Origin of the sequence: Cupriavidus sp. SK-3 (genome assembly GCF_000611145.1) — a bacterium.
Classification (GTDB): Bacteria; Pseudomonadota; Gammaproteobacteria; order Burkholderiales; family Burkholderiaceae; genus Cupriavidus.
In genome coordinates this window covers 33132-53457 of sequence record NZ_JFJV02000060.1, presented here as the reverse complement: position 1 = coordinate 53457, position 20326 = coordinate 33132, and the positions used below count along the sequence as shown (strand labels likewise).

Genomic DNA, 20326 nt, shown 5'->3' with positions numbered 1-20326 from the left:
ACAAAAACCGGATACGAAGGAAGGATTTGCAAAGACGTTTCACATCGGCCCGAACGGCAGCCCAGGCACGGCGTGAAACGTCTTTGGTTTTTTTGTTCTCTGTTCCCTGTCTTCTTACTTCCGTTTTTCGCTGCCAGCGCAGCCAGCTTCGCTGCTTAGCCTGAGCGAATTTCCATCGCTGCGGAAGACCATCCCGTTCTCCCGCCCACGCGCCTGCACTTCGGCCAGCCTGCCCTGCAACACGATCTCCGCGACCTTTCCATGGTCAGCCGACCGATCGCAAACCGGATCCGTGGCGGCGGCATCGCCAGTCAGCAGGAATGCCTGGCAACGGCACCCGCCATGGTCTTCCGCCTGCGAGTCGCAGGATCGGCAAGGCTCCGGCAGCCAGTGCGTGCCGCGAAAACGCTGGAAGGCGTCGCTCTCGCGCCATATCTCACTTAGCGATTGCGTGGTGACGTTCGGCAGGTCGAGCCCGGGCAGCATGCGGGCCGCATGGCAGGGCAGCGCGACGCCGTCGGGCGCCACGCCAAGGAAGGTCGTGCCCCATCCGTTCATGCATTTCTTGGGCCGTTGCTCGAAGTAATCGGGCACCACGAACAGGATCTTGCAGCGGTTGCCGATGCGGGCGCGGTATGCCTTCACGACCGCTTCGGCTTCGCGCAGTTGCTCATGCGTGGGCATCAGTGCCTGCCGGTTCTCCCAGGCCCATCCGTAGTACTGGGTATTGGCCAGTTCCAGGTATTCCGCGCCCATCTCCAGCGCCATCTCGATGATGGCGCCGACGTGGGGCAGGTTATGCCGGTGCAGCACGCAGTTCATCACCATCGGATAACCGTGCGCCTTGATCAGGCGGGCCACGCGTTGCTTCAGGTTGAAGGTGCGGGTGCTGGAGAGAAAATCGTTGAGTTCGCGCGTGGAGTCCTGGAAAGATAGCTGGATATGATCGAGCCCGGCGACGCGCAAGGCGGCCAGCCGCGCATCCGTGAGGCCGATGCCGGAGGTGATGAGGTTGGTGTAGAAGCCGAGCCCGTGGGCATGTTCGACCAGTGTTTCCAGGTCTTTGCGCAGCAGGGGTTCGCCGCCCGACAGGCCCAGTTGCACGGCGCCCAGCGCGCGCGCCTGCGTGAAGACGTCGCGCCACCGGGCGGTGTCAAGCTCGGTGTCGTGCCGGGCATAGTCCACCGGGTTGGAGCAGAAGGCGCAGTGGAGCGGGCAGCGGTAGGTCAGTTCCGCCAGCAGCCATAGCGGTGGCCCGGGCGGCGCCATGGCTGCCGGCGGCTCAGACCAGCCAGCCGCGTTCGATGGCATGTTTGACAAAGGCGTGTACCTCCGGTGCGATGCCCTGCACGCCGAAGGCGGACTGCAGGTCGTCGATCAGCATGTCGAGGGTGTGGCTGCCGTCGCAGCGCTGCAGGATGGCGGCCGCGCTGTCGTTGAGCGTGACCATGCCTTCCGGATACAGCAGGATCCAGCTCTGCTGGGCGTCTTCCCACTGCAGGCGGAAGGTCCGGTGCAGCGTGGGCTTGGTCAGGTCGGCTTCGGTCGGGGTCATGGGTGGGCGAGTTGGATGGCGTCGAGCATCGACCACAGGATGTCGAGCTTGAATTGCAGGATGTCCAGTGCGCGCTGCTGCTGCTCCGGCGTGCGGAAGTAGCCGAGCGTCACGCGCAGGCCGTGATCGACATCGCGCTGCGCAAGCGGAATGCGCGAGCGGAAATAATCCAGGCCTTGCGCTTCGATCCACGGATAGTGACCGGGCCAGCCGGCCAGGCGCTCCTTGTGGATCTCCGGGGCGAACATCTCGGTCAGCGAGGAGCACACGGCCTCCTGCCAGGGCGCGCGGCGCGCAAAATTCACGTAGGCGTCGACGGCGAAGCGCACGCCGGGCAGCACGTGCCGGTGCGACCACAGCGCCTCGCGCTCGAGTCCCACCGCCTGGCCCAGCCGCAGCCAGGCTTCGATGCCCCCTTCCTGGGTCCCGGTGCCGTCATGGTCCAGGATGCGCACGACCCATTCGCGGCGCGTGGCGCGGTCGGGGCAGTTGGAGAGGACCGCCGCGTCCTTGAGCGGGATGCTGGTCTGATAGTAGAAACGGTTGGCCACCCAGGCGCGGATCTGCTCCGGGGTGCATTGCCCGGCCGCCATGCGCAGGTTGAACGGGTGGTGGATGTGATAGCCCGCTTCTTTCGCGCGCAGGCGCGCTTCGAATTCTGCGGCGCTCCATGCCGTGGCTTGCGTCATAGCTTGATCTCCATGCCGTCGTAGGCTACCTCGATGCCGTGGTCCGCCAGCAGGCCGCGCTGCGGCGAGTCGTCCACCAGGATCGGGTTGGTGTTGTTGATGTGGATCAGGATCTTGCGGGCCGCGGGCAGGCGGTCGAGGGTCTCGATCATGCCGCCCGGGCCGGACAGGGCGAGGTGCCCCATGTCCGCGGCGGTCTTGGCGGAGAAGCCAAGCTGCTGCATCTCGTCGTCGCGCCAGCAGGTGCCGTCCACCAGCACCACGTCGGCGCGCTGCAGTTCGTCGAGCACGTGCGGCTCGATGCGGCCCAGCCCGGGCGCATAGAAGGCGCGCCGGCCGGTGGCGGCATCCACGATGCGCAGCCCGATATTGTCGCCACGCCGCGGCGCGTTGCGGTTGGGGGAATAGGGCGGCGCCTTGCTCTCCAGCGGCACCGGCGTCAGCATCACGCCATGGAGCGGCGGCACCGTGAAGGGCGTGTCGTCCAGGGACAGCGTGTGCGTGTCAAGGCCGCAGTAGTGCGACAGCATGCGTGTCAGCGGGAACGCCGTGCCGAGATCCTGCAGCACCGCCGCGGTGGCGTAGACCGGCAGCGCCTGCCGGTGCTCGCGCAACATCAGGAGGCCGGTGACGTGATCGATCTGCGCATCCATCAGCACCACCCCGGCGATGCCTGTGTCGCGCGGCTGACGCGCCGGCTGCAGCGCCGGCGCGTGGCGCAGCTGGTCGAGGATGTCGGGGGAGGCGTTGACCAGCACCCAGTCTTGTGCCTCGTCGCTCAAGGCGATCGACGACTGCGTGCGCGGCGTGGCGCGCAGTGTGCCGTTGCGTACGCCATCGCAATTGCGGCAATTGCAGTTCCACTGGGGAAAGCCACCGCCTGCAGCCGATCCAAGGACCCGGAGTATTGTCATGGCACGTATCGATAGGGTTCGTTACGGAGTCGAAGAGCAAAAAGCCCGCCAGCGAGAAAAAAGGCCCGCGGGGGCGGGCCTTGCCAGATCGGGGTGTTCAGGCAAAAGTGCTCAGCGGTTGGCTATGTACATCGTGATCTCGAAACCCAGGCGTAGTTCCTTGTAGGCGGGGGTACTCCAGTTCATGTCTCCTCCTCGGGGGTGGCATAGTTAGTGAATGCATCGCGTCTTCTTGCGGCGAACGTCGCCGCGTTCTTTTCGAGGCAACATCCATGCCCGCCGCACCGCTGCCGTCCCAATGTTTTTTTCTCCGTACGCGGGATGGCCACCGCATGCACGTGCGGCAGGCGGGCCCGGCCACCGGCGATCCATGGCTGGTGCTTCACGGCGGGCCGGGCAGCGGCTGCAGTCCGTCGATGGCGGCGTGGTTCGATCCGCTGCGGCACCGTGTGGTCATGCCCGACCAGCGCGGCGCGGGCCGTTCGCGGCCCGCCGGGACGCTGCGCCGGAATACGGCGGGCGCGCTGCTGGCAGACCTGGAACAGTTGCGCGAGGCGCTTGGCGTCCGGCGCTGGAGCGTGGTGGGTGGATCCTGGGGGGCGGCGCTGGCGCTGGCCTATGCCGCGCGCTATCCCGACGCGGTGGCGGCTCTGGTCCTGCGGGGCGCTTTCCTGACTGGCCGCGACGATATCCATCGGCTTTTTTCTCCGCGCGGCGGCGCGATGCCGCGGCGCATGGCGAGCGGCGAGCGGGCGTCCGATGCCCGGGCGCGCCTGCTCACTGTGTCGCAAGTGTTGCAAAGTGGTACGACTGTTCAAAAACTGGACACTGCCGGAGAGTGGCAGCGCGCCGAACGGCGGATGCTGGGCCTTGGCCAGACGCAGCCGGGGCGGCAGCCGTGGCGCGAGCGCATGGCGGCGGTGGACAAATACCGGATCCAGGCGCATTACCTGCGCCGCCGCGCCGGGCTGGGCAAGCCGGCGTTGCTGAAGGCGGCGTCGCAGATCGGTGCGCGGGACGTGCCGGTGACGTTGCTGCATGGCCGTGCCGATAAGGTCTGCCGGCCGGCCAACGCCCTGCGTTTGCAGGCGGTCATGCCCCAGGCGCGGCTGGTCCGGGTGCCCGGCGGACACTTGCCTGCCGGTGCCATGGCCGAGGCCCTGCGGGCCGCCATCCGCGCGGCGGGCTGCCCGCGGTGACGGATCCCACCCGGCGCGGATTCATGGGCGCCCTGCTGGCGATGGCGCTCGGCGGTGCCGGCCCGGCCGCCGCACATGGCCGCGTGGTGCTGGCGAGGCTGCAGCCTGGCGTGTACGTGGCCAGCGCAGCCAATGCCGAGGTGGCGCGGGCCAATGCCGGGGAGGTGGTGCCGACCCTGGTCCATGTGACCGGAGCCGGGGTGCTGGTGGTCGACCCGGGCCCGCATCTGGCCTGGGGGAACGGGTTGCTGGCGGCGATCCGGGCCGTGACGCCCGAGCCGGTGCGCTGGGTGGTCAACACCCATGCGCATCCCGAGAACGTGCTGGCCAACGCGGCCTTCGCGTGCTTGCGGCCGCGCCCCGCGTTCCTGGCCTCTGCCGCCACCGCCAGCCTGATGCGGCAACGCTGCGAGGCGTGCCTGGCCCGCCTGGCCGCGCTGCTGGGGCCAGCCGCGATGCGCGGCACGCGGATCGTGCTGCCGGAACCCGGCTTGCGGCATGGCGATCGCCTGCAGACCGGCGCCACCGCGTGGGAGGTGCATGTCCACGCGGGGGCGCATAGCGCTTCGGATACTGTGCTGCATGCGCCGCGGCGGCGGCTGTTATGCGTGGGTGGCCTGGCCTACCGCGACCGCGTTCCGGAGATGCAGGAGGCTTCCCTGCAAGGCTGGCGGCGCGCGCTGCGGGCCGTGTCGGCGCTACCCGCCGATCTCGTGGTGGGCACCGCGCCGGGCACGCCGGCGCAAACGCTGGCGCCCACGCTGGCCTACCTGGATGCGTTGGCCGGCGGCGTTGCCGCCGCACTGGAAGCGGGCGGCGATGCGGCGCGCGTGCTCAGCCCGGCGGCCGCCGGGCCATACCGCCATTGGCGCTACTTCGCTTCGCGCCATCCCTTGAATGTGCAGCACGCCTGGCGCGAACTGGAAGACCTTTGGATGAACGGCGAGCCGCTGGCCTGAGCGCCAGCCGGCGCGCGCGGCTGCCGTCTCAGCCATCTTGCGGCGGCAGCGCGCTGGCCTCGTCCAGCTTGCGGTAGACCGTATTGCGCGAGATGCCGAGCGCCTTGGCCGCCGCGGAAATATTGCCGTGGTGCGCCTTGACCGCGGCGACGATGGCCAGCACCTCGACGTCGGCCAGGCGGGTGGGCTGTGGGCGGGGCGCTACCTCCGGGCCGCGCTCGCCGGCCGGCGCGGCATCGGCTTCCAGCGTGGCGCCGTGCACGGGGTGGATGGCCTGGCGTGCCAGCCGGTCTTCCAGGAAATCGTCGGGCAGGTGGTCCTCGGTGATCTCCGCCTCGCCCTCGGCCATCAGGCGCGCGGTGCGCAGCAGGTTGCCAAGCTGGCGGATATTGCCCGGCCAGTGATAGCTGCGGAACATCGCCATCACCGAATCCTTGATGCGCGGTCCCCCGTTTGCCTCGCCCTCGCGCAACAGCTTGTTGGCCACCACATCGAGGTCGGTGCGCTCGCGCAAGGCCGGCAGGCGCACCACGAGGCCGTTCAGGCGGTAGTAAAGGTCTTCCCGGAACAGGCCATTGGCCACCTGCTCGCGCAAATTGCGATTGGTGGCGCAGATCACCGACACGTCGACGTGGATCACCCGGCTGCTGCCCAGCGGCGTGACCGCGCGCTCCTGCAGCGCGCGCAGCATGCGCGCCTGCAGGTGCAACGGCATATCGCCGATTTCATCCAGGAAGAGGGTGCCGCCGTTGGCCAGCAGCATCTTGCCGATACCGCCCTTCTTGCGGGCGCCGGTAAAGGCGCCTTCCTCGTAGCCGAACAGCTCGGATTCGATCAGCGTCTCGGGTATCGAGGCGCAGTTGACCGCGATGAAAGGCCCGGCATGGCGCGGGCTGTCGGCGTGGATGGCGCGGGCCAGCAGTTCCTTGCCGGTGCCGGTTTCCCCCAGCACCATGACGGGAATATCCTTGCCGATCACCTTGCGCAGCTTGGTGATGACGCCTTTGATCTGGGCGTCGCCGGTGTCCAGGTCGTCCAGCCCGGCGGGGCGCCGGGCGGGTTGCGCGCCCGCACGGCGGGGCAGGGAGGCGGCATCGGGCATGCACTGCGCCTCTGCGCTGCCATTGTCGATGGCAACCGCCGGGACGGACACGGCAGGCGCCTTCCACTCGACGCGCGCGCTGACCTTGACGCCGCTTGGCAGCGGCAGGTGCACGATGCCCCCCGGGGCCTTGCGCTCGGCGTCGAACAACTGCGACAGCGACAGGCCGAACAGCGAGGAGAAGGTGTGCGCGTGCAACGCGCCGACCGACATCCCGAGCTGGAACTGCGCGCTGCGGTTGGCCGACAGGAAGCGTCCGCCTGGCGTAAAGGAGGCGATGCCTTCGACCAGGGTGCCGATAAACTCCGCGCGCGAGTGGAAACGCACGCACACCATATCCTGGAAGGCATTGGCGAAAAGCTGGTTCTCGATCATTTGCGCCGACATCCGCACCAGCGCCATCGTGTGCTTGTGGAATCCGCGCTGGTCACCCGTCACATCGAGCGCGCCGACCGTCTTGCCGTAGGCATCGAGGATCGGCATGCAGGAGCAGGTGAGGAAGCGGTTGGCCTCCAGGAAATGCTCCGCGCCGTGGACCAGCGTGGCCTTGTTCTCGGCCAGCGCGGTGCCGATGGCGTTGGTGCCCCGGCTTTCCTCGGACCACAGCGCGCCGGGCTGCAAGGCCACCTTGTTGGCCCTGGCGAGGAAGTCGTCGTCGCCCAGCGAGTGCAGGATCAGGCCGGCGGCGTCGGTCAGGATCACCATGCTCTGCGTGTTGACGATCTGGTCGTAGAGCGTCTCCATGACCGGCAGCGCGTGGGTGAACAGCGACTGGCTGCGCTCTATCTGCGTTTTCAGCTCGCTTTGCAGCACCGGGCAGAAGTCCGGCGATTCATAGGGCCGCAAGCCATAGGCTTCGGATCGCTGGTGGGCCTGGGCGATCAGGTCTGGCCGTTCGCCCTCCGCCGGGTTGCCCGTTGCCGCCGGCGGGACGCCGGGCACCCGCGGGCCGCCGGCCGCTTGGAAAGTCATTTTTCTGTCTCCTGTGGAAGTCGCCCGCGATCTGTGCGCGGGTCGCTCCGGGTCCTGGCGTGGTCGACATGGCCCGAAGTGTTGCTTCATGAAGCAAAACGCTTGCCAGGGTGTTGCATTCCAGGGCACTGCTTTCGGCATGCTGTGTCACACGCCTGCCATTTGCCGGGGCCTGGTCCGGTTTATGGTCCACTTTGCGCTTGGTATGGCTTTTGCGGAAGTCACCTTCAAAACATAGTTCAACAACTGGAGGTGACACTGATGAAAACACCACGCTGCACACTTGCCCTGATTGCCATCTGCACGCTTCTGGCCGGGGGGCTACCCCAGTCCGCCTCGGCCCATGGGGACGTCACGCCGCAAGCCGTGGACACCAAGACACTACCGCAACTCGGTGAAGAATGGCGTCCGGATAATCCATACAGGACCGGCGGTGCGCAGCAGGAAGCACTGCGTATCGGCTCCTCGGCCTACAACCAGAACTGCGCGCGCTGCCATGGGCTGGAAGCGGTGTCGGGCGGCATCGCGCCGGACCTGCGCAAGCTGGACAGCGATTGCGCGTCGCTGGCCAACGCCAAGAAGAAGCAGGAATGCATGGGCGAGGTCTCGCAGTACTTCACCACCACCGTGCGCAAGGGGCGCACGCGAGATGGCCGGGTCTACATGCCGCCGTTCGATGGCGTGCTGAGCCAGGAAGCGGTCTGGTCCATCAAGACCTATCTCGAATCGCGGCACGAGTAAGGGCTGCGGGCCCGCCCGCGCGTCCCCACATTCCCGCATTCCGGCATTCCGGCATTCCGGCATTAGCAAACACAAAGATCAAGAAAACCAGGAGACCTCCCATGCGCGCCAGCCCTCTCCGGGACGCCGCTCCCTTCCTGCCGGTCCCCGCCGGTCCCCGTCGCCTGGCCGGCGCACTGCTGGCGCTTGCCGCGCTCGCCTGCGCCCAGCCGTCGCTGGCCGATATGGCCAGGATCCGCCAGATCGGGACCTTGAAGGTGGCCGTCTATAAGAGCCTGCCGCCGTTTTCCACGGTAGCGGGCAACGCGTTGCCGGGCATCGACGTGGCGCTGGCGAAGGCCCTGAGCAAGCAGATGGGGCTGTCGGTGTCGCTGCTGCCGTTCGATGCTGACGAGAACATGTCCGATGACCTGCGCAATATGGTGTGGCGTGGCCATTACCTGGGCTATGGCCCGGCGGATGTGATGCTGCATGTGCCGGTGGACCGTGCGTTCATGCGCGCGAACGACAAGGCGCTGATCTTCGCGCCTTATCACCGCGAGATGTTCGTGCTGGTCCACGACCGCGAGCGCGTCTCCGAGGTCCGGCAGCTGGAGGATCTGGCCGGCCAGCCTACCGGCGCGGAAGCGGGCTCCGCCGGTGCCAATGCCCTGTTGTCCGGGGCGCAGGGCGCGCTGCGCGACAAGGTCAAGATTTATGCTGGGCCAGACGAAACGCTGCGCGCGCTGTTCGCCGGCGAGATCGCCGCGGCGATGGTCACGCGCTCGCAATACGAAAGCGCGCTCAAGGCGGCCGGCCAGTCCGCCGGGCGCTTCGCCACGGCGGACATTGCCTCGCCGCTGCTGCCCGCGCGCGGCTGGGCCATCGGCATGGCGGTCAAGGCGGACGAGGGCGAACTCGCGGAGTCACTGCAGAACGCGCTGGACGCGATCCGCCGCAGCGGCGAACTGCAGCAGATCTTCGCGCAGTACGGTGTGTCGCTGCAGACGCCGTGAGATTCTCCAGCGGTTGGACGTGCGGAACCGGACCTGGCTTCAGGCGGGGGAGTGGTGCCCGGTCCGGCACTGTGTCGCTGTCTGACGCTGGTACCGCGCCCGCAAGGCGAACCGCCGGACTTGCCGCTGCAAGTCCGGCCTTGCAGGAAAGCGGCGTCGAAGAGTTTGACCGGCCCCATAACGCGTATAGCGCGTATAACGCGTCAAGCACCGGGGGCAGGGTGCAGGGCAAGTGCTTATTGCCGCCGGTTCGCGCTACTCATCGAACAGGTCCGGCCCGAACACTTCATAGTGGATGCGCGTCTCCGGGATGCCCAGGTTCTGGAGGGCATCGTGCTGCATCCGCATGAACGGGATCGGTCCGCAGATGTAGTAATCAGCATCCGGCAGCATGATGGAATCCTTGATCAAATTGACGTCGACCAAGCCCTTGTAATCGAAATCCTTACCCTGGATGTCTTCCGGGAGTGGCTCGTTATAGAACACAAGCAGCTTGAAGTTGGCGTGCTCATGCGATGCTTCGCGCAGACGGTTGCGCATGGCCTGCACCGCACTATTGCGGGCGCCATGCACGAACACTACCTGCCGCGGCGGTTCCTGAAGCGCCTTCTTCAGCATGCTGACCATTGGGGTCAGCCCTACGCCACCGCTGATCAGCACGATCGGGGACCTGGCATTTACGTCGATGTAGAAGATGCCGTACGGCGCGGCGAGCATGACCTCGTCGCCAACACCGACGTGATCGTGCAGCAGGCAGGAGACATAACCCGCCGGCGTCGTGCCGCCACTCTCGCGCTTCACCGATATCCGGTAACTTCGCCCATTCGGCACATCGGAGAGGCTGTACTGCCGAATCTGCTGCAGGCCAAGAGAGGGCACCTGGATCGCGACGCTGGTGTACTGGCCAGGCTCGAAATTTACCACCGGGCCACCATCGGCCGGTTCCAGAATGAACGAGGTGATGACGTCGCTCTCAGGCCGCTTTTCGCGGACGATGAATGTGCGCCAGCCTTTCCAGCCGCCATCCTGCTCGGCGGAGCGCTCGTACAAATCGCTTTCCATACCCATCAGGATGTCTGCGAGGTTCCCGTACGCCTGTGCCCAAGCGGAGATGATCTCGCCGGTCGCCGCATCCCCGAGAACATCCTTGATCGCGCCGAGCAGGTGTTCACCGACGATCGGGTAATGCTCCGGCCGCACGCCAAGACTTGCGTGTTTGTTTGCGATGTTCTTCAGAACGGCCGAGAGACTCTCGGGATTCTCGATATTCGCGGCGTAGGCATACACCGCGCGCGCCAGGGCCTGCTGCTGCTGCCCTTGTTCCTGGTGCGCCATATTGAATACGTTTTTGAGTTCCGGGTGCGCCTCGAACATGCGTTTATAGAAACGCTGGATGATGGGGTATCCGTGTTCCGCCAGCACCGGGGCGGTGGATTTGACGATGTCCTTGGTCTTCTGGGTGAGCATTGCATCGTTCCTTCGAAGATTGGCAACAGGTGTGAACCACACCCGTTCAAAGTCTATACCTCACCCGGCTTCGGGGGGGATGCGGCAACCCTGGCGCAGCCCGTCATGTACGCCGTAGCGAACTCGCGATCGCGTGCGTCAGAGGGTCATTGGCTCACACCCGAATGCCTCAAGCTCGCGCGCGAGGCTTTGCGCGGCCAGTTCGACCAGTGCGCGTCCCTTTTCCGGTGTCGCCTGTCCCGGGTCAGAACCGATGCGCCCGTCCGGGAACCGCGCACGAAAGTCGAGCGCCTCCCGGATGGGGCCCGATGGGGCGATTTGGGGTGCATAGCCGGCCGACTTCACGGCGCCGGGAAAGGCCCACTGTGTAATGGCAATCTCGGAAGGCGTGGCGTGAGAGCCATGGCCGGTCGGGAACTGCTCGCGCGCCAGCTCGTTGACGCCTGCCAGGTCCCACCAGTTGCACAGCTTCAGCGCAAATCCGGCGCGGCGCCGGGAAAAACTGGCTTCGGCATAGATCTCGGAGAACGCGGCCTCGATGGAGGCGATATTGCCGCCATGGCCGTTGAGGAACAGGATCTTCTCGAATCCGTGCCCCGCCAGTGAGCGGGTCCAGTCACCGATCGCGGCAATGAAGGTCGACGGGCGCAGCGAGATGGTGCCGGGAAAGCCGAGGTGATGCTGGGCCATGCCAATGTTGAACGTCGGCGCCACCAAGATATCGGCCGTCTTTTCCGCCTCGCGCGCAATGATCTCCGGGCAAAGCCAGTCGGTGCCAAGAAGCCCTGTTGGCCCGTGCTGCTCGTTGGAACCGATTGGCACGACAATCACGCGGCTACGTTTGAGAAACTGTTCGACTTCGGCCCAGGTGGATAGATGTAAAAGCATGGCTGCTCCTTCTTTCGTGTGTTCCTCTCGGAACCTTGTACGTGGTTTGTAGTGGACTACCGGCGCTCAGGCAACTTGTTGGCGAGGAGGATCAGCGAGGCAATCAGCGGCATCAACGCCATGACCAGCACGCCAGGATGCAGGCTGCCGGTCGCGGTCTTGGCCCACCCGATGATGGCCGGGCCCCAGAAGCCGCCGGACAGGCCGATCGTGTTGATCAGCGCAATGCCGCCGGCTGCCGCCGGGCCCTTGATGTACTCGGCCGGCATGGCCCAGAACACCGTGTAGGTCATCCAGAGCGCGGTGGTGCCGAGCGTAAGCAGGACAAGCGACAGACCGAGATTGCCGTCTGCGAGTGCCGACCCGGCGAGCAACAGCGCAGCGAAGAAGGCGGGCACGGCACTGTGATATCGGCGCTCGCCCTTTTGATCGGACCGGCGCCCCATGTAGTACATGCCGAATGCGGCGCCAAGGTACGGCAATGCGGTGTACCAGCCGAGCTGTACGGTATCGGTCACGCCCTGCGCCCTGATCAGGGTCGGGAGCCAGAAGCTCATGGCATAGATGGCCGCGATAATGCAGAAGTACGCAAGGGCGAGCACATAGACCCGTGCATCCCGTGCCACCGCCATGAACGAGTGCTTGTGCGCGACGGATACCCCGAGCTCGGCTGCCAGAAATCGTTTTTCCTGGTCCGTCAGCCAGGCCGCATCCGCGGGGCGGTTCGGCACGAGCGACAGTGCAAGGAACCCCAGCAATACGCAGGGGACGGCCTCGATCAAGAACATCCACTGCCAGCCGGCGAGGCCGGCGGTGCCGGACATGGTGGTCATCAGCCACGCCGAAGCGGGTCCTCCGACAATGCCGCCGATCGGTCCCGCCAGGAAGACGATCGCGATGGCGCGCCCCATGCGCTGCGGTCCGTACCAGCACGACAGGTAGTAGATCATGCCCGGGGCGAAGCCTGCCTCGAAGACGCCGAGCAGGAAGCGCATGGCATAGAACGTTGGCACATCGCGCACGAAGAGCATGCAGGCGGACGTGATGCCCCATAGCACGAGGATCCGGCTGAACGTCTTGCGCGCCCCCACGCGAGGCAGCAGCAGATTGCTTGGAAGCTCGAACAGCACATAGCCGAGAAAGAAGATGCCCGCACCCACGCCATAAGCGGCATCGGAGAAGCCGAGGTCGCTTTGCATCTGCAGTTTGGCAAAGCCGATGTTGACCCGGTCGAGATAGGCAAACAGGTAACAGATCAGGAGGAACGGCAGCAGGCGCCAGTTGATCTTGTTGTAGAGCGTCGAAGTGTCGTCGACGGCGCTTTCGTTCGGAATCACTAACATGCCGGTCTCCAGTGCGTTGTGTTTGATGCCGCTTATCCAGTCCGCCGATGGTGACAGAGCCGGGGGGGCCGACCAACAGTAAGCGGGCTCACGCTTCGTTCTAATCTGAGCAACGCAACCCATCCGTATCGCATGGTGAAGATGGCCGAAGTCAGGCGCGGTCGTCATGGCGGGGAATGGCCGGGCAGCAGCGATGAAGTTCATGTATGGTTGCCTTCTGCCCATCACATTGGCTCAATGGTGTTTCGACATGCGAGAGATCAATCAGCTGCGATTACGATACTTCCGTGAGGTTCTGGCGCACGGCACCATTCGCGGGGCGGCGGACAGCCTCAATACGTCACCCTCCGTGATCACTCGACAGATCAGGCTGCTTGAAGAAGAACTGGGTGCTACGCTGTTCGAGCGCCAGTCGCGCGGTGTGAAACCGACGGAGGCGGCCGCGCATCTGCTCGAGTTCTGGCGCGGCTACCGTTCGCATCAGGAGAATCTCGAGGACCAGCTGCACGCGCTGAAGGGATTGCAGCAGGGCAAGGTCCAGGTGGCCATGAGCGAGGGCTATGTCGATGCGCTCGTCAACGAAGTCCTTGCGCCGTTTTGCGCGCGGTATCCCATGCTGGATATCAGCATGGAGATCCTGCCAGTCGACGATGTCCTGAATGAAGTCGCTGAAAGCCGCGCCCACATCGGCCTTGCCTATAATCCACCGCCTCACCCGCGCATCGAGTACCGTGCCAGTTCTCCGCAGCCCGTGGTGCTGCTGGTTCGTCCCGATCACCCGCTGGCGTTGCGCGGCGGCGAAGCCAGCATCCGCGATGTGCTGTCATACCCGCTCGCGCTGATGCCGGAGTCCTTTGGCATCGGGCACGCCGCGAAGATGCTGGAGTTCGCGGAGAACATAAAGATCCGCCCGACGCTCGTCACCAACTCGCTGACGGCGCTGAAGCAATTTGTCGCCTATGAGAACTTCATTACTTTGATCGGAGAATTCGCGGCGTATCGCGAGATCGCGGCCGGGAGCCTGGTCACCGTACCGATCAATCATCCATTGCTCCGGGGCACCCAGGCGCGGTTGCTTGTGAAAACCGGCCGGCCCCTGCCTGCCGCGGCAACCGAGTTCCTTGAGCACATTACGCGCCGCATGTCGATGTTTGCCGCCAGCCGGAAGTCATCGGACAAGCAGTAGCCCGCGGAGACGGTTACCCAAAAGTGAAGACGAAGGCCTGGACGCCCGGGTCCAGGAAGCGGATGTCGAAGGTGTGCTCGCCGACTTCTCCCGACTGGCGAACGAGTTGGTAGAGCCTGGTCTGCGTGACGGTGCCGTTGCCATCCGCATCGGTATCGGTACCGTGGCTGGCGCCGGGCGCCTTGCCGTCGACCGTGACGCGGAAGCGCACCGGCTTGCCGTCGGCGCCGGGGCCGAGCACGAGGTGCAGGTCACGCGCGCGGAAGCGGTAGGCGATGCCGCCGCCGGCGCGGTTGAGCGTGGCTTGTTCGGCGTCCACCGTCCAGTTGCCGCTCAGGCCCCAGCGATTCAGGCGCGGCTCGGCGATCGTGTAGCCGCTTGCGGCGCCGGCGCGCAGGCCCTCGGGCGAAGCGAAGCCGGATGCCTGCCGGTAGCCGATATAGGTCTCCTGCGAGCGCACGTTGTCGAGGTCTGGCGCCGCTTGCGCACCTGGCATGTCGAACCTGACCGGCGCGGTGCCGGCCGTTTGCGCGCCGGCTTCCTGCAGCAAAGCCTGAATGACGGCCTCGGACTGTTCATAGCCGCCCTCTCCGAACTGGTGGTGGCGAATCTGCCCGCTGGCATCGATAAAGTAGAGCGCCGGCCAGTAGCTGTTGCCGAACGCCCGCCAGATCCGGAAGTCGCTGTCCACCGCGACCGGGTAGCGGATCTTGAATTGCTCCACGGCCTGGCGCACGTTGCCGATTCGCTTCTCGAAGGCGAACTCGGGCGTATGCACGCCGATGACCACCAGCCCCTGGTCCTTGTATTTTTCCGCCCAGGCGCGGATATAGGGGAGCGTGCGAATGCAGTTGATGCAGGAGTACGTCCAGAAATCCACCAGGACGACCTTGCCGCGCAACTGCCCGCTCGTCAGCGGCGGGGCGTTGAGCCATTCGACAGCGCCGTCGAGCGACGGGAGCTGGCCTTCGTAGGGTAGGCCGCTGCGCCGGGCCGGAAGCGACTCAGCCGCTACGCGCATCATGCCGCCGCCGGCTGCCGCCATCGTCGTCGCGGCGGTTGCCGGTGCGGGATGGCCAGCGTGGAACGCGTTCAGCAGCGCTTGTTCGAAGCGCGTGGTTGCCGCGCCCGGGAACACGGCAAGCAGACCCGTGCCGGCCCCGGCCGAGACCGCGGCCACGCCACCGAGCACCGCCGCGCCGAGGCCGCGGCGGATCCACTCGCCAGCCCGCAGGGACCGCTTGAGGGCGCCCAGGATGCGCCCCCCGACGGCCAGCGCCAGGGCCAGCGACGTCGCCGCGCCTGCCGCATAGGCCACCACCAGCACCGTGGTCTGAGCCTGGGCGTCGTGCAGGAAAGCACCGGCGAGCACTAGGCCCAGGATCGGCCCCGCGCACGGAGTCCATACCAGGCCGGTGGCGATGCCGAGCATCAGCGCGTAGCCGATGCCAGGCACGGCACGGGCCGCATCCCGGGGCGGCAGAAGGCGCTCGGCGAGCGTCATGAGCGGGCGCGCAAGGGCACTGGCCAGCCGTGGCGAAAGCAAGGTCAGGCCGAAGAGCGTCAGCAGCGCGAGCGCAATGTAGCGGCCGTCGCGGCTGGCCTCGACTGCCCAAGTGCCGCCCACCGCCGCCAGCGTGGCGACCAGCGAGAAGGCGAGGACAAGGCCGGCGAGCATCGGCAACCTGTAGCGCAGGAAAGGCTGGCTGGCGGTGCCGAACACAAAGGGCACGACGGGGAGGATGCATGGGCTCAGTATCGTCAGCACGCCGCCGAGATAGGCAATCAGGAGAGTGGGCATCATCGTCTTCCGGTAAGGGCGGGCGTGGCGACGCCGCGAGCCCGCGATGACCGTGATGAGACACCAGTCGCATGTCCGCGATGTATCGGCGCAGGGCAGGGCTGGTAAGACACTGTGCCAGGGCCACCGTCCGATACATTGCGATACAAGGCGGGGTGCCTCTGGTGCGCCGCTTTGGGCACACGCTGCCTTCCCGGCAGGTATGCCTGGCTCCCTCCCTATCCCTATCACGCCCGAATTGTTCCGGACCGGACGCATGCCGGCGGCGGACATTCCGTGTCGCCAAGACCAAGGCATCGGTATCTGTGGCGGACGCCTGCTACCGCGCCCGGTTGGTTCATGCCAGGCCGAGTGACAAGCATCGCCATTCTTTGAAGCCTCAGACGCACCGTTATTTGTACCCGTCTGTATCAAGCCGCGGCAACGATACGGGTAGTGACAAAAACGGCCCTCACGCGCTACGAGCGCGATACAGCAGTCTCCTTTAATGCGTTCCGTGGCCCCGCAGCGAACAGCAACGATGCTGTCCCAGGGCCGCGCAGTCACCGACGCAAATGTTCAAGGAGATCGACCATGAGTACCAACATCGCAAAGCACTTTGTATTCGCTATCGCCCTGGTTGCCGCCGCCGGCGCGCAGGCCGCCGGCCTGTCCCAGGGGAGCACGCGGGATCCTTACACCGATGGTGCCCGTTCGGTGCAAGAGCAACGCAGCCCTTACGCCGATGGCGCCCGCTCGGTGCAAGGGCCACGCGACCCATACGCCGACGGCGCGCGCCACGTTGATCCGTACTACGACGGCGCTAACGCCTGACGCGCCACGCGCCCAATGGCGACGGGACGCGATCAACATCGCCCCGCCAGGATCATAAGAAAAGTCTTCTCAGTGCGCGGACTACGACCGGCATCGCCGCGATCCGCTCCGGGCGGTTGGTTTAACACGCTTCCCCATTCTCAACTCTGGAGTTCCCATGAAACGCTCGAATGCACTTATCGCGGCCACGCTCGCTCTCTCGATCAATGCCTTTGCGGGCGCCGCCCACGCTGCGGAACCGGCCAAGGCCACCGAAAAATGCTACGGCGTATCGCTCGCCGGAAAGAATGACTGCTCCGCCGGCGCGGGCACCACCTGCGCGGGGACGTCCAAGGCGGACTACCAGGGCGATGCCTGGGTGATGGTGGAGAAGGGTACCTGTGCGCAGATCAAGACGCCCAAGGGCTACGGTTCGCTGAAGGCCATCCAGTGATGTCGCGCACCGGTCAATATGCAGGCGCCGCGGGGCAGGGCACGTCAGCAGTGGACGGTGCATTGCTGCTGGTTGCCCGTCTGGGCATTGCCTCTGTGTTCTTTCTCTCGGGACGGACGAAGGTGGAGGGGCTGCTGACGATCAAGGCGTCGACCTACGCGCTGTTCGCATCGGAGTACGCATTGCCGCTGATCCCGGCTGAACTTGCCGCCCGGCTTGCAACGTGGTCTGAACACCTGTTCCCGGTGCTGCTCGTGCTCGGCCTGTTCACGCGTTTCTCGGCGGCAGCGCTGCTCGGCATGACGGCGGTGATCGAGATCTTCGTCTATCCGGACGCATGGCCGACGCACCTGAGCTGGGCTGGCTTGCTGCTGCCGCTGGTGGCATACGGGGGCGGGGCCTGGTCGCTCGATCGCACAGTGCCCGCTGGCGTACGCAAGAACTAGCCGGCTCGCGCTTTATCTGTCTTCACACACCCAACGCAGGCCACACCGGCCTGCCGGAGATACTACATGCGGTACATTCCGTTGCTCGCCGCCGTGGTGGCACTTGCAATCCCCTCGCTCGCCCCGGCGGCTACGCCGGCCGCGCCTGCGGGCGCCAAGAACATCATCCTGGTGCACGACGCCTTCGTCGACGGCTCGGGCTGGCGTGTGGTTCACGACATCCTGATCCACAAAGGCTACAAGGTCAGTGTGGTCCAGCTTCCGCACACGACGCTCGGCGATGACATCGCTGTCGTGCGCGAGCGTATCTCCATGCAGATCGGCCCCGTGGTGATGGTCGGTCACGGCTACGGCGGGCTGGTCATCACGGAAGCCGGTGCCCGTTCCAAGGTGAAGGCGCTGGTCTACGTCGCAGGCATGGAGCCGGACGTAGGGGAAGGCATGAACCAGCTCAACGCTTCGATGCCGGCGGCCGCTGCTTCAAGCGTCCGCTCGACACGCGATGGCCACCTCTTCATCGATTCCGCCCGGTTCAACGCCGACTACGCCGCCGATCTCAAGTCCAACCGCACCGACTTCATGGCGGCCTCGCAGGTGCCGGTGCCCGGCGCCTTGTTCGCGGGCAATGTCTGGTCGGCCGCGTGGCGCGAAAAGCCGAGCTACGGCATTGTCGCAACGGAAGACCGTGTGCTGAACCCGGACCTGCAGCGCTGGATGTACAAGCGAGCGGGCGCCAAAGTCACGGAGATCAAGGCCAGCCACGCTCTCCCCATCTCGCAGCCCGAAGCGGTTGCGCTGGTGATCGAAGAAGCGGCGCGAAATTCGTGATTGCAGCAAAGCATTTTTCCCCCAACCAACCTGGAGTTTCACCATGAACATGACCAAAAAGTCCCGTGCCACCCTGGCCGCCGCCGCCGCGCTTGTCGCGCTGTCATCCCTTTCGATCATGGCACCGGCACGCGCGGCCGGTAGCGATGAGCCTGGCCGCTGCTATGGCGTCAATTCCTGCAAGGGCACCAGCCTGTGTGCCACGGCCAGCAACGACTGTGCAGGTCTTAACGATTGCAAGGGCAAGGGCGTCCTCGTCAAGCCCGCATCGGTCTGCCTGAAGGAAGGCGGCACGCTGGCGGAACCGAAGTAATCCCTGAAGTCAGGCCCAGGGGAGAGCCCGGGAGGCGCAAGCGTCCCGGGCTCTCCCGGCCTGTTGCACCGTTGGGAGCATACCCATGCCAGTTTTCAGTCCGCCCTTCGCCGGCTATGGTCTCGGCTTGCGCAAGGAACACTACCAGGACTTTCTTGAAACGGAAGTTCCGGTCGATTTCGTTGAAGTGATCTCCGAAAACTTCATGGTCGACGGCGGGCGGCCCCGCCATGTCCTGCGCGAGGTGCGCAGCCGATATCCGGTCGTGCTGCACGGCGTATCGATGTCGGTCGGCTCATCGGACGGACTTGACCGAAACTACCTGCAAAGACTCAAGGCGCTGGTCGATGAATTCGATCCACTCTACGTCTCCGACCATCTGAGCTGGTCGCGGATCGCCGGCTTCAATTCCCACGACCTGCTGCCGATCCCGTATACCGACGAGGCACTGAATCTCGTCTGCGCCAACATCGCGGTGGCGCAGGACGTGCTCGGCCGCGCCATGCTCTTCGAGAACCCGTCCAGCTATCTTGCCCTGCCAGGAGCCACCATGACCGAATGGGAATTCCTCGCGGCCATGTGCGACCGCACCGGCTGCGGTCTGTTGCTGGACGTCAACAACGTGTTCGTCAGCGCCACCAATCACGGCTTCGACGCGCACGCCTATATCGACGGCATTCCCGCGGCCCGCGTACGCCAGATTCACCTGGCCGGCCACAGCCAGGGGCGCGAGTTGCTGATCGACACCCACGACAACGAGGTCTGCGAGGCGGTATGGCAGCTCTACGCCCGGGTGCGCTCGCGCGTCGGCCCCGTGGCCACCATGATCGAGCGCGACGACAACATACCGCCGCTTGCCGGACTGCTTGACGAGCTTGCCGTCGCGCGCGCCATTGGGGGAGATGAAGCATGAGCCTGTCTGCCATGCAGGAGGATTTTCGGGCCTGGCTGATGACGGCATCCCCCGCGGCGGCGCGCCGGATCGGGTCTGATGCCGCGGCGGGCCTCGCGGTCTACCAGAACAATTACCGCGCGCAGCTTGTCGGCTGCCTTGAAACGTCGTTTCCGCGCGTGCACGAATGGATGGGCGACGAAGCGTTTCTCGCCTCGGCCATCGCACATATTGACAGTCATCCGCCGCACGCATGGACGCTCGATGCCTATGCCGACGGCTTTGGAAAAACGCTGATCGCCCGGTATCCCGACAATCCCGATCTCCATGAACTGGCCTGGATCGAACACGCAATGTCCCGGGCCTTCGTCGCGGCCGACGCTGCGCCGCTGCCCGCTGCCGCGCTGGAAGGCATTGACTGGGACGCGGCGACGCTGATCCTGGTGCCGTCCCTGCAGGTTAGTGCGGCAACGACCAATGCACGGGACATCTGGACTTCGCTCAGCGACGGCATGCCGCCGCCCGCCAGCGAGATGCTCGAAGCAGGCGCCGGACTGGTGGTCTGGCGCAGGGCGTTCGGCTGCTTCCTCCATCAGGTCGATGCAGTGGAGCACGACGCCCTGATCCAGGTCCAGGCGCACGGCCGGTTCGACGCGCTCTGCGCCATGCTGGTGGAGCGCCTCGGCGAAGCCGAGGGCATCGCCAGGGCCGGCGTACTGCTCGCCAGCTGGCTGGGCAACGCGCTAGTCGCCAATATTGCCGATATCAAGAATGTCTGACGATTCCCCCG

Annotated in this window: 22 protein-coding genes; 12 read left to right on the top strand and 10 right to left on the bottom strand. The window is 65.7% G+C overall.

Annotated features, from left to right (window positions below):
- Positions 1 to 114: 114 nt before the first annotated feature.
- From pqqE to pqqA, 5 genes are all read right to left on the bottom strand, one after another.
- Positions 115 to 1311: a pyrroloquinoline quinone biosynthesis protein PqqE gene (gene pqqE, locus CF70_RS06745; RefSeq protein ID WP_051648095.1), complete on the bottom strand. Its 1197-nt coding sequence runs from the start codon at positions 1309 to 1311 to the stop codon at positions 115 to 117.
- A complete protein-coding gene (gene pqqD, locus CF70_RS06740; RefSeq protein WP_035862268.1) occupies positions 1283 to 1555 on the bottom strand; it encodes a pyrroloquinoline quinone biosynthesis peptide chaperone PqqD in 273 nt (90 codons plus the stop codon). The genes pqqE and pqqD overlap by 29 nt, the downstream gene beginning before the upstream one ends.
- A complete protein-coding gene (gene pqqC / locus CF70_RS06735; RefSeq protein WP_035862267.1) occupies positions 1552 to 2244 on the bottom strand; it encodes a pyrroloquinoline-quinone synthase PqqC in 693 nt (230 codons plus the stop codon). Before pqqC ends, pqqD begins: the two co-directional genes overlap by 4 nt.
- The gene (pqqB, locus tag CF70_RS06730) at positions 2241 to 3158 is read right to left on the bottom strand and encodes a pyrroloquinoline quinone biosynthesis protein PqqB (protein ID WP_035862265.1); all 918 of its coding nucleotides are present in this window, start codon (positions 3156 to 3158) and stop codon (positions 2241 to 2243) included. The genes pqqC and pqqB overlap by 4 nt, the downstream gene beginning before the upstream one ends.
- 111 nt (positions 3159 to 3269) lie before the next feature.
- On the bottom strand, positions 3270 to 3344 hold the full coding sequence (pqqA, locus tag CF70_RS34530) for a pyrroloquinoline quinone precursor peptide PqqA (RefSeq protein ID WP_081862055.1): 75 nt from the start codon (positions 3342 to 3344) through the stop codon (positions 3270 to 3272).
- Positions 3345 to 3430: 86 nt separating this feature from the next.
- On the opposite strand from pqqA, the gene CF70_RS06725 reads away from it, so the two are divergent.
- Both CF70_RS06725 and CF70_RS06720 read left to right on the top strand, forming a co-directional pair.
- Positions 3431 to 4357, top strand: a complete 927-nt coding sequence (locus CF70_RS06725) for an alpha/beta fold hydrolase (RefSeq protein ID WP_035862264.1) — start codon at positions 3431 to 3433, stop codon at positions 4355 to 4357.
- A gap of 23 nt (positions 4358 to 4380) precedes the next feature.
- Positions 4381 to 5316, top strand: a complete 936-nt coding sequence (locus tag CF70_RS06720; protein ID WP_051648094.1) for an MBL fold metallo-hydrolase — start codon at positions 4381 to 4383, stop codon at positions 5314 to 5316.
- Between the two features lie 28 nt (positions 5317 to 5344).
- Here the strand turns inward: CF70_RS06720 and CF70_RS06715 are convergent, their stop codons facing one another.
- Positions 5345 to 7390, bottom strand: coding sequence for a sigma-54-dependent Fis family transcriptional regulator (locus CF70_RS06715; RefSeq protein WP_035862261.1), 2046 nt, complete (start codon positions 7388 to 7390; stop codon positions 5345 to 5347).
- A 261-nt stretch (positions 7391 to 7651) separates the two neighbouring features.
- Here CF70_RS06715 and pedF point away from each other — a divergent pair, with 261 nt between their 5' ends.
- Entirely contained in the window at positions 7652 to 8131 is a 480-nt protein-coding gene (gene pedF / locus CF70_RS06710) for a cytochrome c-550 PedF (RefSeq protein WP_035862258.1), read from the top strand.
- 101 nt (positions 8132 to 8232) lie between these two features.
- The gene (locus CF70_RS06705; RefSeq protein ID WP_051648093.1) at positions 8233 to 9126 is read left to right on the top strand and encodes a substrate-binding periplasmic protein; all 894 of its coding nucleotides are present in this window, start codon (positions 8233 to 8235) and stop codon (positions 9124 to 9126) included.
- A gap of 255 nt (positions 9127 to 9381) precedes the next feature.
- On the opposite strand, the gene hmpA is transcribed toward CF70_RS06705, so the two are convergent.
- The 3 genes from hmpA to CF70_RS06690 form a co-directional block, all read right to left on the bottom strand.
- Positions 9382 to 10593 (bottom strand): NO-inducible flavohemoprotein, encoded by a 1212-nt coding sequence (hmpA, locus tag CF70_RS06700; protein ID WP_035862255.1) that lies wholly within the window; start codon positions 10591 to 10593, stop codon positions 9382 to 9384.
- A gap of 138 nt (positions 10594 to 10731) precedes the next feature.
- Positions 10732 to 11481: a creatininase family protein gene (locus CF70_RS06695; RefSeq protein ID WP_035862252.1), complete on the bottom strand. Its 750-nt coding sequence runs from the start codon at positions 11479 to 11481 to the stop codon at positions 10732 to 10734.
- Positions 11482 to 11537: 56 nt separating this feature from the next.
- Positions 11538 to 12824 (bottom strand): MFS transporter, encoded by a 1287-nt coding sequence (locus CF70_RS06690; RefSeq protein WP_035862249.1) that lies wholly within the window; start codon positions 12822 to 12824, stop codon positions 11538 to 11540.
- Positions 12825 to 13074: 250 nt separating this feature from the next.
- Between CF70_RS06690 and CF70_RS06685 the strand changes: the two genes are divergently transcribed.
- Positions 13075 to 14010: a LysR family transcriptional regulator gene (locus CF70_RS06685; protein ID WP_035862341.1), complete on the top strand. Its 936-nt coding sequence runs from the start codon at positions 13075 to 13077 to the stop codon at positions 14008 to 14010.
- A 13-nt stretch (positions 14011 to 14023) separates the two neighbouring features.
- Here the strand turns inward: CF70_RS06685 and CF70_RS06680 are convergent, their stop codons facing one another.
- On the bottom strand, positions 14024 to 15811 hold the full coding sequence (locus CF70_RS06680) for a cytochrome c biogenesis protein DipZ (protein ID WP_035862339.1): 1788 nt from the start codon (positions 15809 to 15811) through the stop codon (positions 14024 to 14026).
- 573 nt (positions 15812 to 16384) lie between these two features.
- On the opposite strand from CF70_RS06680, the gene CF70_RS06675 reads away from it, so the two are divergent.
- From CF70_RS06675 to CF70_RS06645, 7 genes are all read left to right on the top strand, one after another.
- Positions 16385 to 16624: a hypothetical protein gene (locus CF70_RS06675; RefSeq protein WP_035862246.1), complete on the top strand. Its 240-nt coding sequence runs from the start codon at positions 16385 to 16387 to the stop codon at positions 16622 to 16624.
- A 157-nt stretch (positions 16625 to 16781) separates the two neighbouring features.
- Complete coding sequence (locus CF70_RS06670) at positions 16782 to 17057, top strand: DUF2282 domain-containing protein (protein ID WP_035862245.1); 276 nt, start codon at positions 16782 to 16784, stop codon at positions 17055 to 17057.
- Positions 17057 to 17503 carry a DoxX family protein gene (locus tag CF70_RS06665; RefSeq protein ID WP_035862242.1) on the top strand — a complete coding sequence of 149 codons (447 nt, stop codon included), beginning with the start codon at positions 17057 to 17059 and terminating at the stop codon, positions 17501 to 17503. Before CF70_RS06670 ends, CF70_RS06665 begins: the two co-directional genes overlap by 1 nt.
- Before the next feature lie 66 nt (positions 17504 to 17569).
- Positions 17570 to 18331 (top strand): alpha/beta hydrolase, encoded by a 762-nt coding sequence (locus CF70_RS06660; protein WP_035862239.1) that lies wholly within the window; start codon positions 17570 to 17572, stop codon positions 18329 to 18331.
- A 43-nt stretch (positions 18332 to 18374) separates the two neighbouring features.
- The gene (locus tag CF70_RS06655; RefSeq protein ID WP_035862237.1) at positions 18375 to 18644 is read left to right on the top strand and encodes a hypothetical protein; all 270 of its coding nucleotides are present in this window, start codon (positions 18375 to 18377) and stop codon (positions 18642 to 18644) included.
- 85 nt (positions 18645 to 18729) lie between these two features.
- Positions 18730 to 19557 (top strand): DUF692 domain-containing protein, encoded by an 828-nt coding sequence (locus CF70_RS06650; protein WP_035862235.1) that lies wholly within the window; start codon positions 18730 to 18732, stop codon positions 19555 to 19557.
- Complete coding sequence (locus CF70_RS06645) at positions 19554 to 20315, top strand: DNA-binding domain-containing protein (protein ID WP_035862232.1); 762 nt, start codon at positions 19554 to 19556, stop codon at positions 20313 to 20315. The genes CF70_RS06650 and CF70_RS06645 overlap by 4 nt, the downstream gene beginning before the upstream one ends.
- The last annotated feature ends 11 nt before the right edge of the window (positions 20316 to 20326 follow it).

Coding starts and splice junctions, on each gene's coding strand:
- pqqB (WP_035862265.1), bottom strand. CDS start 3,158: ATGACAATACTCCGGGTCCTTGGATCGGCTGCAGGCGGTGGCTTTCCC.
- CF70_RS06665 (WP_035862242.1), top strand. CDS start 17,057: ATGTCGCGCACCGGTCAATATGCAGGCGCCGCGGGGCAGGGCACGTCA.
- CF70_RS06680 (WP_035862339.1), bottom strand. CDS start 15,811: ATGCCCACTCTCCTGATTGCCTATCTCGGCGGCGTGCTGACGATACTG.
- hmpA (WP_035862255.1), bottom strand. CDS start 10,593: ATGCTCACCCAGAAGACCAAGGACATCGTCAAATCCACCGCCCCGGTG.
- CF70_RS06715 (WP_035862261.1), bottom strand. CDS start 7,390: ATGACTTTCCAAGCGGCCGGCGGCCCGCGGGTGCCCGGCGTCCCGCCG.
- CF70_RS06675 (WP_035862246.1), top strand. CDS start 16,385: ATGAGTACCAACATCGCAAAGCACTTTGTATTCGCTATCGCCCTGGTT.
- CF70_RS06670 (WP_035862245.1), top strand. CDS start 16,782: ATGAAACGCTCGAATGCACTTATCGCGGCCACGCTCGCTCTCTCGATC.
- CF70_RS06720 (WP_051648094.1), top strand. CDS start 4,381: ATGGGCGCCCTGCTGGCGATGGCGCTCGGCGGTGCCGGCCCGGCCGCC.
- pedF (WP_035862258.1), top strand. CDS start 7,652: ATGAAAACACCACGCTGCACACTTGCCCTGATTGCCATCTGCACGCTT.
- CF70_RS06695 (WP_035862252.1), bottom strand. CDS start 11,481: ATGCTTTTACATCTATCCACCTGGGCCGAAGTCGAACAGTTTCTCAAA.
- CF70_RS06655 (WP_035862237.1), top strand. CDS start 18,375: ATGAACATGACCAAAAAGTCCCGTGCCACCCTGGCCGCCGCCGCCGCG.
- CF70_RS06725 (WP_035862264.1), top strand. CDS start 3,431: ATGCCCGCCGCACCGCTGCCGTCCCAATGTTTTTTTCTCCGTACGCGG.
- CF70_RS06690 (WP_035862249.1), bottom strand. CDS start 12,824: ATGTTAGTGATTCCGAACGAAAGCGCCGTCGACGACACTTCGACGCTC.
- pqqD (WP_035862268.1), bottom strand. CDS start 1,555: ATGACCCCGACCGAAGCCGACCTGACCAAGCCCACGCTGCACCGGACC.
- pqqC (WP_035862267.1), bottom strand. CDS start 2,244: ATGACGCAAGCCACGGCATGGAGCGCCGCAGAATTCGAAGCGCGCCTG.
- pqqE (WP_051648095.1), bottom strand. CDS start 1,311: ATGCCATCGAACGCGGCTGGCTGGTCTGAGCCGCCGGCAGCCATGGCG.
- CF70_RS06660 (WP_035862239.1), top strand. CDS start 17,570: ATGCGGTACATTCCGTTGCTCGCCGCCGTGGTGGCACTTGCAATCCCC.
- CF70_RS06650 (WP_035862235.1), top strand. CDS start 18,730: ATGCCAGTTTTCAGTCCGCCCTTCGCCGGCTATGGTCTCGGCTTGCGC.
- CF70_RS06645 (WP_035862232.1), top strand. CDS start 19,554: ATGAGCCTGTCTGCCATGCAGGAGGATTTTCGGGCCTGGCTGATGACG.
- CF70_RS06685 (WP_035862341.1), top strand. CDS start 13,075: ATGCGAGAGATCAATCAGCTGCGATTACGATACTTCCGTGAGGTTCTG.
- CF70_RS06705 (WP_051648093.1), top strand. CDS start 8,233: ATGCGCGCCAGCCCTCTCCGGGACGCCGCTCCCTTCCTGCCGGTCCCC.